This is a genomic window from Methylomonas fluvii (assembly GCF_014850975.1).
In the GTDB taxonomy this organism is placed as follows: Bacteria; Pseudomonadota; Gammaproteobacteria; order Methylococcales; family Methylomonadaceae; genus Methylomonas; species Methylomonas fluvii.
The window spans coordinates 141,763-153,898 of sequence record NZ_JACXST010000003.1; the positions used below are offsets into that span (position 1 = coordinate 141,763).

10 protein-coding genes and 1 pseudogene are annotated in these 12,136 nt (G+C 50.8%); 6 read left to right on the forward strand and 5 right to left on the reverse strand.

Annotated features, from left to right (window positions below):
* Window positions 1-15 precede the first annotated feature (15 nt).
* On the forward strand, window positions 16-378 hold the full coding sequence (locus tag EBB_RS18155) for a hypothetical protein (protein WP_192395176.1): 363 nt from the start codon (window positions 16-18) through the stop codon (window positions 376-378).
* A 15-nt stretch (window positions 379-393) separates the two neighbouring features.
* On the opposite strand, the gene EBB_RS18160 is transcribed toward EBB_RS18155, so the two are convergent.
* Window positions 394-882: a septal ring lytic transglycosylase RlpA family protein gene (locus EBB_RS18160; RefSeq protein ID WP_223146869.1), complete on the reverse strand. Its 489-nt coding sequence runs from the start codon at window positions 880-882 to the stop codon at window positions 394-396.
* 192 nt (window positions 883-1,074) lie between these two features.
* On the opposite strand from EBB_RS18160, the gene EBB_RS18165 reads away from it, so the two are divergent.
* Window positions 1,075-1,383, forward strand: a complete 309-nt coding sequence (locus EBB_RS18165; RefSeq protein ID WP_192395178.1) for a hypothetical protein — start codon at window positions 1,075-1,077, stop codon at window positions 1,381-1,383.
* A 34-nt stretch (window positions 1,384-1,417) separates the two neighbouring features.
* On the opposite strand, the gene EBB_RS18170 is transcribed toward EBB_RS18165, so the two are convergent.
* A complete protein-coding gene (locus EBB_RS18170) occupies window positions 1,418-1,966 on the reverse strand; it encodes a PAS domain-containing protein (RefSeq protein WP_192395179.1) in 549 nt (182 codons plus the stop codon).
* A 380-nt stretch (window positions 1,967-2,346) separates the two neighbouring features.
* Here EBB_RS18170 and EBB_RS18175 point away from each other — a divergent pair, with 380 nt between their 5' ends.
* The 4 genes from EBB_RS18175 to EBB_RS18190 all read left to right on the forward strand — a co-directional run bounded on the left by EBB_RS18175 (window position 2,347) and on the right by EBB_RS18190 (window position 5,031).
* Complete coding sequence (locus EBB_RS18175) at window positions 2,347-2,733, forward strand: DUF4398 domain-containing protein (protein WP_192395180.1); 387 nt, start codon at window positions 2,347-2,349, stop codon at window positions 2,731-2,733.
* An 18-nt stretch (window positions 2,734-2,751) separates the two neighbouring features.
* Window positions 2,752-3,636, forward strand: coding sequence for an OmpA family protein (locus EBB_RS18180; protein WP_192395181.1), 885 nt, complete (start codon window positions 2,752-2,754; stop codon window positions 3,634-3,636).
* A gap of 269 nt (window positions 3,637-3,905) precedes the next feature.
* On the forward strand, window positions 3,906-4,319 hold the full coding sequence (locus EBB_RS18185; protein ID WP_192395182.1) for a peptidase associated/transthyretin-like domain-containing protein: 414 nt from the start codon (window positions 3,906-3,908) through the stop codon (window positions 4,317-4,319).
* 139 nt (window positions 4,320-4,458) lie between these two features.
* Window positions 4,459-5,031: a cytochrome b gene (locus EBB_RS18190; protein WP_192395183.1), complete on the forward strand. Its 573-nt coding sequence runs from the start codon at window positions 4,459-4,461 to the stop codon at window positions 5,029-5,031.
* A gap of 355 nt (window positions 5,032-5,386) precedes the next feature.
* Here the strand turns inward: EBB_RS18190 and EBB_RS18195 are convergent.
* The 3 genes and pseudogenes from EBB_RS18195 to EBB_RS18205 form a co-directional block, all read right to left on the reverse strand.
* Window positions 5,387-8,502 (reverse strand): annotated as a pseudogene (locus EBB_RS18195) (efflux RND transporter permease subunit).
* A 2-nt stretch (window positions 8,503-8,504) separates the two neighbouring features.
* Window positions 8,505-9,962: an efflux RND transporter periplasmic adaptor subunit gene (locus EBB_RS18200; protein WP_192395184.1), complete on the reverse strand. Its 1,458-nt coding sequence runs from the start codon at window positions 9,960-9,962 to the stop codon at window positions 8,505-8,507.
* On the reverse strand, window positions 9,955-11,262 hold the full coding sequence (locus tag EBB_RS18205; RefSeq protein WP_192395185.1) for a TolC family protein: 1,308 nt from the start codon (window positions 11,260-11,262) through the stop codon (window positions 9,955-9,957). The genes EBB_RS18200 and EBB_RS18205 overlap by 8 nt, the downstream gene beginning before the upstream one ends.
* Between the last annotated feature and the right edge of the window lie 874 nt (window positions 11,263-12,136).

Sequence of the window (12,136 nt, forward strand, 5' to 3'; positions counted from 1 at the left end):
AACTCATCGTTGTTTATGTCTTTTCCGACCGCTACCAAAACCACTTCATTCATCGCCGGACTGACTTTTTCGGCGCCGCTGACGTTGCTGGCGATACTTAAAACAGCCAATCTTGTTAGTTATGGTATTGACCAGCCTCGCGTAGTTGCATTTTTTGTAATCTATTTACTGCTGACCTTATCGGTGTTCGTACTCGATGTACGGAGTTTTGTGCCTAAACAACTGAAAACCCGGATTCCGCTGGTCTATTTCCCCACCGATCAGGCTGGCGTCGAGTTTTTGTTCACTGTATTCGGCAGAATACTCGTTTGGGTTGCTGGTGTGGTGGCGGGCGTTGCTATGCTGGTACCGCTCTGGTATTTTCTGCAGAAGCGATAAGCTGAAGTATCTTGGTTAAGGATTTACCGCGAGTTTGGCTTTGCCGGATTTCGTGCGGATTTTCTTGGTGGATTTAGTCTCGATCTTGACCTGCGCAGTGCCATCTTTTTTCATATCCAGTTTGTTCGCCGCACCGCTGGAAAGGTCTATGGCTCTATCTTCTGATGGAGCCGGGCCTCTATCGTTGATAGTCACATCCACTTTTTTACCGTTATCCAGATTAGTCACGGTGGCTTTGGTGCCCATGGGCAAACTCGGGTGCGCGGCGGTGAGTTTTTTCTGATCGAAAGTTTCGCCGCTGGCGGTCTCCTGACCGTGGAAGCCGGGTCCGTACCAGGATGCTTCGCCGATTTCCTTATGCGTAGTTTTCTTGGGAGTGCTGGCTTGATCCGGCGATTGCTGCGGGGCTTGCTCGTTGGAGCGATCCGAGCGACAACCGGAACTCGCCCATATAACTATCAGTAATGCGCCTATAAATCCCGAAATTTTACGATGCGTTGCCATGCCCATTCTCCTGCTGTTTTATAGGCAAAACATGCGCTGAATCGACCATCAAGTCTGTGCGCTAGCGAACCTAGCTTTATGCTGAATGCGCACTCTATGTATCCTTCCGTACATACTTACCCGTAAGGAAGGCGGACAATTGTCGGGTAATATGAAGCCGCCTGATTTAATCACCGGAGGAGGAAGCGGGATATGAGCGCCCATGAATTGCGAGCACAAGCGCGCCGGTCGGTGCAAACGCGACGTTTACGCGACAGACGGCAGACTGATTATCCGTTTGGTTCGCCGGAGTGGCTGGAAAATATCAAAACTTCTTATGTAGCTTGGCCGAAAACAGACCGTCGCGACCATATTCGGCGTGCGGAAGACCGGCGCATGGCTGATAGACGTCATTCACAGGCGTCGGAACAGCAGCGTGCCGCACAAAAGTATTCCCGAGTCGTGTTAACCAGCGAAGAAAGAAAGCTAATTCAAAGCCTGTATTTGCCTGACGCCCAATAGCAGGAATGTTTGTCGTTTTAGCCGTCGAAGCCCATCAAGATTTACCTATCTCCGTTATAGATATCAGCAAAACCTGAGCACCGACCAGTTCTCGATGCCGACAATTGAGATGGGCGATAAACTGCGACCCATCCGAACGCGTCATCTCTAACTCCAGTGCCAATTGCTCGCTTGCAACCAAATCCATCATATTTCGGAATTGCCCTGACCAACGTTCGCGGTGCGCGGCGGCCACAAATTTCGAGAAGTGTGGTTTGAGTGATGATCCCTGCGGAATACCCAGTAATGCGGCGCCCGTCAGGTTAATTTCATCGATTTGTTCTGCGGAATCGATAACGAGATAGCCAATCGGGGCGAAGTCGTACAGAGCCCGGTAGCGGTCTCGCGCTGTGGTCAAAGCAACATCTATTCTCTGCAACTCGTCGAATTGCATTTCTAGTTCGATCTTGTGTACCAACAATTCGTGCAGCAGCATTTCCACCGGTTTAGCCCTAAGCTGCTCGGGCGATAAATTTGCCACCATGGCTTCGGCTGTCTTTCTCAGCGACTTACGCCGCTCGATTCCATCCCATTTTTGGTCCATGCCTTGGTTCTCCAGGTCGAGGGGCCGACCAATTGTGTAGGTAGTTACCAAAAAAGGATGGCTGCGGTTTGCGCCGAGCTTAGTCGATTGGTATGAATGACAACAGGGCATGACTGCTATCTGTTGCTTGGCAAACTGTCGGTTCGAGCTTGTCGATGAAAAGGTCGGTTTGGCTTATGTACGCTAACGAACTGTGTTTCATCGTACAAAGGCGTCTAATTCCTTGCAACACTTTCCCAACCAGCGACCCCGCTAATCCTATCACCCGATCCGGCCTAGGGCGCAAAAATTTCAAAGGGCAAATTGCCAGCCAGCCGCAGGCCTAGTCTGGAAAGCCGGTTAGCGATGCTATTCGATGTTTAACTCACAGGATAAAAATCATGAAAACAAATACATACCCCGGATCGTCAAGGACGATCCAAGGCATCGGTTTAGTTGCTGCGCTGTTTGTCGCCGGTTGTGCAAGCCTACCGGCGCCGACGGAGCAAATGGCGGTTTCCAAGGCTGCGGTGAACAGCGCCAACAGCGCCGGCGGCAACGAATATGCACCGTTAGCCTTGAGGGCGGCCATGGAAAAAATGGATGCCGCCGAACGCGCGATGGCCCGCGAAGATTACCTAATAGCCAGACAGCAAGCCGAACAAGCGCAGGTCGATGCTCAACTTGCGGCTTCCACCGCACGTGCCGCCAAGGCGCAGAAGGCTGCTAGCGAGCTGCAGGAAGGCAATCGCGTGTTACGCGAAGAACTCAATCGCGTAACCAAATAATTCACAATGGAGTCCATTATGCAAACCTATCGCTGTTTATCCCTAACCCTGCTTGCCGCGGCAGTTGCCGCCGGCTGTAGCTCGGTACCCAATGCATCCTTAATCGATGCACATAACAGTTATAACAACGCCCGCATCAACTCCGACGTCAGTACGCTGGCGGAACTGGAAATGAAACAGGCATCGGATACGCTAAAAAAGGCCGACGATGCCTATGCCAAGGATGACGACGATGAAAGCGTTACCCATTTGGCGTATATCGCTAATCAGCAGGTCGCCATCGCTCAAGTAACCGCCAAACGTAAAACTGCGGAAGCGGCAGTGAATAATGCCGAAGCCAAACGTAACCAGGTGCGTCTCGATGCCAGAACGGCGGAAGCGGATGCCGCAAAACGCCAAGCGGCGGCGAGCCAGCTCACCGTAGACCGGCAAGCGACTGAATTGGTCATCGCCGGTATCAATAGCGAACGTGACGAGGCCTTGATAGCGCAACAGGAGATATTGATTAACGAACTGAACGCGAAGAAAACCGCGCGCGGTCTGGTTATTACCCTGGGCGATGTGTTGTTCCGTACCAATAAAGCCCAGTTGCAATCCGGCGGTCTGCGCAATGTCGACAAAATAGGCGATTTTCTGAAGGAATATCCCGCCTATAAAGTATTGGTTGAAGGCTATACCGACAGTCGCGGCAGCGATGAGCTTAACCAGGAACTCTCCGACCGCCGTGCTTATGCCGTGCGTACCGCTTTAGTGGATGCCGGCGTTAACAGCGACCGAGTCAGAACTCGCGGTTACGGCGAGGAATATCCGGTTGCCGATAACGATACGGCGGCCAGTCGGCAATTGAATCGGCGGGTGGAAATTATCCTGTCCGACGAGAAGGGCGACATTGCAACGCGTTAGTATGATTTGCGTTTTAGCTGGTTAAACGCGGAATCCAAAAAAGCACGGGCCGATGGTGATAAGTTGGCACATATTAACCCAGCTCTTAAACATCGTCGCTCCCGCGCAGACGGAAGTCCAGTTGCAACACTGGGTTTTCGTTTTGCGGACATAGCAAGCCATAGGGAATTTAAGGTCCGGGTTGATGACAGCCTAGGTATAAGTAAGGATGAGAATATTAAAGGAACGGGCGGTTTGCCATATTTCCTACTAATTGAGGATCAAAGACTATGAAACTAATCCATTTAGCGCTTATGTTGCCATGGATTGCATACAGCTTTTCGGCTATTGCGGACCCCGCTCCGCTGCAACCCCAAACCCAGGGCGATGTGACTTTTGTCAGCGGCGGCATCGGTGGCGATGAACGGGATGCGTTGCAGGCGGTGCGCGCTGATTACAATTTAAGCCTGCTGTTTTCCATGCAAGGCACAGGCGAGTATTTTAGCGATGTGGCCGTCAGGATTAGCGATGCAAAAAATCAGACCATGCTGAATACCGTGGCCGATGGCCCTATGCTGTTCGCCAAACTCAAACCCGGTAAATATCGAATTAGCGCCGAGCATGAAGGACAAGAGATTCGCAAAACGGTAACGGTAGACAACAAACACAGGTCGCCGCTGTCGTTTACATGGCCAGGTGATTGAACTTAACTATTCTGTTAGCTCACTTCCGGGATCGGACAGCATCGGAAGCGTTTATTGATAAATCGGTGCTATTTTTAAACTGTCAAATGGCAATTCAACCGAACAATATAAAGCTATTCCCCCCAAGAGGAGCGAACAAATGAAATGGCTAAATAGCACCGAGCGTTACGGTGTAATGTCAATGGCGATGCACTGGATAATTGTATTGTTGTTTATCGCGGTTTACGCCAGCATCGAATTGCGCGAAATGTTCCCCAAGGGTAGTGGTCCGCGCGAGGCTATGAAAGCCTGGCATTTCATGCTGGGTCTATCCGTGTTTGTCTTAATTTGGCCGCGCTTGTTGTTCATGTTTCAGGGGCGGTTTCCGACTATTCAGCCCGAACCGCCGCATTGGCAAAAACTGTTGGGAAGAACCATGCATTTAACCCTGTACGCGCTGATGATAGTCATGCCCTTGTCGGGTTGGCTGTTACTCAGTGCAGAAGCCAAACAGATTCCGTTTTTCGGTTTACAACTGCCGGCGCTGATCGACGAAAGCAAGAGCATCGCGGAATCGATAGATGAGTTTCACGAAACAGTCGGCACATTGGGTTATTTTCTGATCGGTCTGCATAGCGCCGCAGCGCTATATCATCATTATTTCCTCCGCGATAACACCTTACGGCGGATGTTGCCGAAGTGCTGCGACAGCAAAACGAATTTGCAGGAATAGCCGAATCACTGACGTTTTCAAAGTGTAGAAATTTGCCAAGCTATTAAGTCTTAATTTCCCTCGTTCCAGTTATTCACTATAAGGTTGCAACTCTGACACCAGGCATCGGAGCCAATTTCTCCAATGCTCGAACTTGGAGCAAGAATTGTCAAGAACAAACCCCAACGGGTTGGATGCCAAACCAAAGGCTTGGCATTTAGAACCTGACGATCCGACATTGAAGGCAGAAGCGGTCAATTACCAATCGTCACAATAAGACTGCAAAAGATCCGAAACCGGGCATTAAGCCGTGTTGTTTGATCTTAATTATCTTCCTGATTTAGTGCTACACCAGCAGAAACTTAGGGCGTTGGACTCATCGCGGCCTTAACGAATAGCCTTTCAACAGCGCATAAATGGCGGGGATCACAATCAAGGTCAGCAGCATTGAAGAAATCATACCCCCCACCATGGGGGCGGCAATGCGCCGCATCACTTCCGATCCCGTGCCGTTACTCCACATGATGGGTAGCAGACCCGCCATAATGGCCGCCACCGTCATCATCTTGGGTCGTAGCCGTTCCGCAGCACCACTGATCACACAGGTATAGAGTTCGTCCAGCCTCATTTCCTTATTTTGTTGCCGACATTCTTCGACTTTCGCCTGATAAGCATGATCCAGATAAATCAGCATAATGACGCCAGTTTCGGCAGCCACCCCGGCCAGTGCGATAAAGCCGACACCAACCGCTACGCTGACGTTATAGTTCAACACCCAAAGCAGCCAGACACCGCCCACCAGCGCAAACGGCACCGACAACATGACAATCAGGGTTTCTGTCATGCGGCCAAAGTTCAAATACAGCAGAATAAAAATGATCAGCATGGTCAATGGTACGACGATCTTCAACCGTTCAACGGCGCGTTCCATATACTCGAATTGCCCGCTCCAGGTAATGTAGTAACCGGTAGGCAGTTGCACGGCTTTCTCGACTGCGAGCTTGGCATCATGAACATAGCTGGCAATATCGCGATCCCGCAAATCGACGAAGATATAAGCCGAGAGCAGTGAGTTTTCGGTGCGAATGCCGGGTGGACCTTTGGATAAACTCAGATGTGCAACCGACGATAAAGGAATCATGGCGCCGTCGGCGGTTGTCACCAGTAAGTGATTGCCTATGGCACTAGGACTGTTCCTGAGTTCGCGGGGATAACGCACGATCACGCCAAAGCGTTCCCGGCCTTCAACCATGGTGGTGACCATTTCACCGCCAATTGCCGTTGAAATCAGGTTTTGAATGTCGCCTACCAGCAAGCCATACCGCGCCAAAGCGTCATAGTCGGGATCGATATTCAAGTAATACCCCCCAGTAATCCGCTCAGCGTAAGCGCTGGTGGTGCCGGGTACGTTCTTGATGGCTTGTTCGATTTGCTGGGCCAGGCGTTCCATTTCGGCCAAGTCGTTACCGAACAATTTGACGCCAACCGGCGTCCTAATACCGGTTGCCAGCATGTCGATGCGATTTTTGATCGGCATCGTCCAGGCATTGCTGACGCCAGGGATTTGCAAGGCCTGATCCATTTCTGCAATCAGTTTGTCAACGGTCATACCGGGCCGCCACTGTGATTCCGGTTTCAGATTGACCACTGTCTCGGACATTTCTAAGGGCGCCGGATCGGTGGCGGTGGCGGCGCGACCGGCCTTGCCGAATACCGATTCGACTTCGGGAAAGGTTTTGATGATGCGATCCTGAGTTTGAAGCAGCTCGGCGGTTTTGGTGACCGACATGCCGGGCAAGGTCTGCGGCATGAACAGCAGGGTGCCTTCGTTTAAGGTGGGCATAAACTCGCCGCCCAAGCGCATGGCAGGGTAAATACTGGCAACCAGTACCAGTATCGCCAGCAAGACAGTGGTTTTTTTAAAACGCATGACCAAAGTAATCAACGGACGATACAGCCACAGCAACAGCCGATTGACCGGGTTATCTTGTTCTGCCCGGATATGACCGCGCACGAATAGCAATATCAGAACCGGCACCAAGGTGACCGACAGCAAGGCCGCGCCGGCCATCGCAAAGGTCTTGGTGTATGCCAAGGGTTGAAATAGCCGACCTTCTTGCGCTTCCAGGGTGAACACCGGCAAGAAGGATACGGTGATAATCAGTAAGCTGAAGAACAAGGGCGGGCCGACTTCCCGGCAGGCATTCAAAACAATGGCGTGTCTGGGCAATTTATCCGCATCATGCTCCAGGTGCTTATGCACGTTTTCGATCATGACGATGGCAGCATCGACCATCGCACCAATGGCTATAGCAATGCCGCCAAGACTCATGATGTTGGAGTTCATATTGAGCAGGTGCATGACGATGAACGCCATCAATATGCCAACCGGCAGCATCACGATGGCGACCAACGCGCTGCGCAGATGCAACAGGAACACCGCACAAATCACCGCCACCACCACGCTCTCTTCCAACAGCGTGTGCCGTAGATTGTCTATCGCCCGATGGATCAGATCCGAACGATCATAAACCGCTTGAATACTGACGCCGGTTGGCAGGCCCGCCGTGATTTCTTTCAAACGCAGTTTCAGATTATCAATCACTTCCAGCGCGTTTTGACCGTAGCGGGCAATCGCAATGCCCGATACCACTTCTCCCTCGCCATTCAACTCGGTTAGGCCGCGACGCTCATCAGGCACCAATTCCACTCTGGCCACATCCCGCACTAACACGGGGGTGCCGTTGGCGACTTTTAATACCAGCCGTTCCAAATCATGAATACCATGCAAATAGCCACGACCGCGTACCATATATTCTGTTTCAGTCATTTCAATGGCTCGACCGCCCACATCGCGGTTGCCATTGGCAATCACCTCGGTCACGGTTTTTAGGGGGATGCCATAAGCCTGGAGTTTATGTGGATCAACGGTGACTTGATATTGCTGAACAAACCCACCGATGCTGGCTACTTCGGCAATCCCTTGCGCCTTGGTCAATTGGTAGCGTACAAACCAGTCTTGCAAGGTACGCAATTCAGCCAGCGAGTATTCCTTACCCAGCAACACATATTGATACACCCAGCCCACGCCGGTCGCATCGGGCCCAAGTTGCGGCGTGACACCGCGTGGCAAGCGTCCGGCCGCAAAGTTAAGATATTCGAGCACTCGCGAACGCGCCCAGTAAATATCAGTGCCGTCCTCAAAGATCACGTACACAAAGGATGCACCGAAAAATGAGAAGCCCCGGACTACCTTGGATCGCGGCACACTCAGCATCGCGGTAGTCAGTGGATAAGTGACTTGATCTTCGACCACCTGGGGGCTTGGCCGGGGTATTCGGTGTAGACAATGACTTGGGCATCGGATAGATCAGGCAAGGCATCCAGCGGAATTTTGATCACGGCATAAATGCCGCTACACACTAAGAGTAGGGTCGTGATCAGCACCAGAAACACATTTTTTAACGACAAGGCAATGACACGTTCCAACATGGCTAGTGCTCCATCACATGTTGATTATGCTCATGTTCTGGCATGGCCAAAGTATCGTCCTGATTCGATTCAGCCTTTGGCATCGCCTCAGCGCCACTCATACTGTCTAGTGCCGATTTCAAATTGCTTTCGGCATCGATCAGGAAATTCGCGCGGGTGACGACATGGTCGCCATCCTGCAAACCCTCAAGTACTTCGCTAAATCCGTTGGCCTGATGGCCTATCTTCACGGTGCGCGGCTCGAATCGGCCATCATCGACCTGTACCAGTGCCACCTGCCGCGTGCCACTATCGAGAATAGCCGAATCGGGCACACTCAGCTCTCGGTGTCGTTGTTGAGTAGCCATTAATTCAACGCTACCGTACAGGCCGGGTTTTAGAAAACCTTGGGCGTTGTCCATGTCCACTCTAACCTTGACGGTGCGTGTATCGGTATTCAACGTGGGAAAGATAAAACTGACTTGCCCATGAAAGGATTTATCAGGGTAAGCATTGATATTGACGCTGACGTCTTGACCTAATTTCACCCACTCTAAATCGGGCTCGAATACATCGACCATCAGCCACACGCGACTTAAATCGGCAATTTGGAAAAGTACCTCGCCAGGCATAAAACGCATGCCTTCTACCGCAGGCTTTTCCATGACCACGCCATTGACAGGCGATTGTAACGACAAGGTTTCAATCGCGAGTTCACGCTCTTGCAAACGTTGTAATTGGGCCGTGCCAATATCCCAATTTTTTAGTCGTTGGAGGGCATTGCGCGTCAGCTGCTGGGCGGTGGCAAGCGCCTGTGGGCTGGCCTGTTCTAATGAAATTTCACCTTGTTTGGCTATCAAATATTCCTGCTGAGCCGTCAGTAGATCGGGGCTGTATATATCCAAGAGTGGCTGCCCACGTTTGACAGGTTGTCCGGTGCTATTAACTTGCAAGCGTTGTATCCAGCCCTCGAATTTTGCATTGACAGTATGAAGCAGGCGCTCATCGACTTGAATACTGCCCAACGCACGGATCGAACGCGTTAAATCCCGATATTGGACATTCTCGGTTTTGACACCGAGCTTCTGGATTTTTTCCGGACTAATGCTCAAGAGTTTGGAACTGGTCGCTTCGCCCTCATAAACAGGCAAATAATCCATGCCCATTTCGTCTTTTTTCGGTACTGGCGATGTATCAGCAGCCCCCATAGGGTGGCGATAGTACAAAACCCGCCCTTTATTCGGTTGGGCTGTCTGCGAGACTTCATCGGCATAGACGGGGAGATAATCCATACCCATTTCGTCTTTGGTGGGCGTTGGCGATGTGACCTTGGGATTCATCGGGTGTCGATAATACAAAGGCTTTCGTTCAGCGACCAACGCTACCTTTTCCACTGGTTGCTGTTTACCCGCCAACCAGTAGCCGCTGCCGATACCTAGGAGCAAGGCCAGTGCGCTAGCCAAAAGTGCATACTTAGTCATGGGTCAGCTCCTTGCCAATTAAATTCGATAATTCCGCCAGTATCTGCTGGGTTTCGACCAGCGATTTCCAATATTGGCTTTGATACTGAAACAAGCTCAGTTGGGTGCGGAGCACATCACTGAAGCCTGACTTGCCAACCGGATACCCGGCCATCAAGGAACTGACCGCCTGCTGCGCTTGGGGAATGATTTCATGCTCGAATAATGCTAATCGCTCTTTTGCATGTAAGTATTGAGCGGTGTTGGCGGCAATTTCGCCATGCACTTTGTTGTGCTCGTCTTGCAACGCATACTGCTCCTGCAGCAACTCACTGTTGCGTTGATCGACTGCCTTAGCCTGTTTTTGCTCGGCATAAATCGGCAAATTGATGCTGAGTTTGACGCTAGCGAAATCGCTACGGGATTCGCCGGAGGGGGTATTTTGCCTGACCGCATAACCAGCACCTAGTGTAAGATCGGGATAAAAATCTTTTTCGGCGATTTCAATGCGGGTCTTGGCTACGCTGAGCATTTTGCGATGCTGCTCGAACAACGGGCTATGCTCCATGGCTAGAGCCTGCATATCGGCAACGACCAAGACCGGAGTTTTGATTTCAGCTTGATTGGGCAGATTAACAGCGGTATCGGCACTGCGGCTAAGTAGGGTGTTGAGCTGAATGCCGGCACTGTGGCGCATGCCGATTAACTCGATTTTTTCATCCTTGAGCTTTGAGAGTTCTAACTGGGCCAGCATGACATCTTGCTGTTGCCCCTGACCGACTTTGTAACGGGACTGGGCCGTATCGATCAATTGTTGAAAAAACTGCTCGCTTTCGGCAATAACATTAATGGCCCTATCGTAATAAAACAGGCGCCACCATGTCTGTTTGACATCGCGAACCAAGCGCAAACGGGCGACATCCACCGAGTCAGCTGCCGCCAGGGCTTCCTGTTCAGCCGCTTGTTCCTTTAGTGCCAACTTACCTGGAAAGGGAATCATCTGACTGACGCCGATATCCATCATGGTCATATCTTCCTTATGCAGACTGAAACTGTTAGTGGGAACATTTAAGGTATCGAAATTCAGTGTGGGGTCTGGCAGTGCGCCTTCTTGCGAGGGAATGGCGGCCAATGCTTCGGCACGGGCTTTAATTTCGAGGATGCCGGGGTTACCGGCCTGAGCCAGTTCAACGGCCTGTTCCATGGACAATAAGGCTTCGTCGGCGTGGACTATGCTGATGAAAAGCATCAGACAACTACCGAACACCCAAAAGGGCCAAGACACCCGAACAGCCGGCGAGAGGTATAACAACGGGAACATCATTTTTCTCCAATCAATGGAAACACAGGCGCACGCCAAAGCATGGAGCCTTATCACGCCAATAAGGCGCTGGTTACCGGGGAGAAATGGCTAATTCAGAAAGGTGCAGAACCGATAACGTATCGGTATGGGATTGGCAGTGGTTCTTCGCTGTCTATGACGTATATAAAGGCAGGGTAATTGGCTAAAAATATAAATACTTAGCCAAGTCAGGCAAACGATAAAGACAGGAAGATCAGGCTTATCGATTTTGAGATTAAGCGCGGGGTTAGGCTGTGAATCTGGGCAGGCCTTTAATGCACAATCCTGATTATGATGCACTACTTGCCTAGTGCCGGTGGCATGATGCTCGGCATCAGTGCAGCCAATCGGCATAACATCTATATCATTGGTTACCAAAGCAACGGGCATCGACATAACGCACGTTGACGAAACCAGCATGAAAAGCCAACTCACAAGCAAAAGCATCACAACAACATTGCGGGGCTGTTTGTTTGAAAAAAGCTTAAAAATCGTCATCGACATTGACATCATGGTTTTAAGCTAGCACATACGTAGATTTAATTCAAAAGGTGTTTTTTGTAAGTGCTCATTGGTGTTACTTGTATACTGAAATCTATTGTGCGGTCGATCGAATTAATGCGATTCCAACGGTTATCACGCCTGACCAGTGTTTTGGATTGGGAAAATTGATGGGGCTGCTTTAGAATCAGAAACGGTCTTTAACAGCCAGCGACTGAAAGGCGACTAAGGGTCGAAATTTGACGATCGCTTCGACGACAAAATTTTAAAGGTTTCCTAACTCTAAATACCAAACACTAAGCCGGTATTTGCTGGCAACTCCTTATCGACATTCTGCACCAGCAAGCTGCGC

Excerpts from the sequence above, each read along its gene's own strand:
- EBB_RS18155 (WP_192395176.1), top strand. The coding sequence starts at position 16 with ATGTCTTTTCCGACCGCTACCAAAACCACTTCATTCATCGCCGGACTG.
- EBB_RS18160 (WP_223146869.1), bottom strand. The coding sequence starts at position 882 with ATGGCAACGCATCGTAAAATTTCGGGATTTATAGGCGCATTACTGATA.
- EBB_RS18165 (WP_192395178.1), top strand. The coding sequence starts at position 1,075 with ATGAGCGCCCATGAATTGCGAGCACAAGCGCGCCGGTCGGTGCAAACG.
- EBB_RS18170 (WP_192395179.1), bottom strand. The coding sequence starts at position 1,966 with ATGGACCAAAAATGGGATGGAATCGAGCGGCGTAAGTCGCTGAGAAAG.
- EBB_RS18175 (WP_192395180.1), top strand. The coding sequence starts at position 2,347 with ATGAAAACAAATACATACCCCGGATCGTCAAGGACGATCCAAGGCATC.
- EBB_RS18180 (WP_192395181.1), top strand. The coding sequence starts at position 2,752 with ATGCAAACCTATCGCTGTTTATCCCTAACCCTGCTTGCCGCGGCAGTT.
- EBB_RS18185 (WP_192395182.1), top strand. The coding sequence starts at position 3,906 with ATGAAACTAATCCATTTAGCGCTTATGTTGCCATGGATTGCATACAGC.
- EBB_RS18190 (WP_192395183.1), top strand. The coding sequence starts at position 4,459 with ATGAAATGGCTAAATAGCACCGAGCGTTACGGTGTAATGTCAATGGCG.
- EBB_RS18200 (WP_192395184.1), bottom strand. The coding sequence starts at position 9,962 with ATGACTAAGTATGCACTTTTGGCTAGCGCACTGGCCTTGCTCCTAGGT.
- EBB_RS18205 (WP_192395185.1), bottom strand. The coding sequence starts at position 11,262 with ATGTTCCCGTTGTTATACCTCTCGCCGGCTGTTCGGGTGTCTTGGCCC.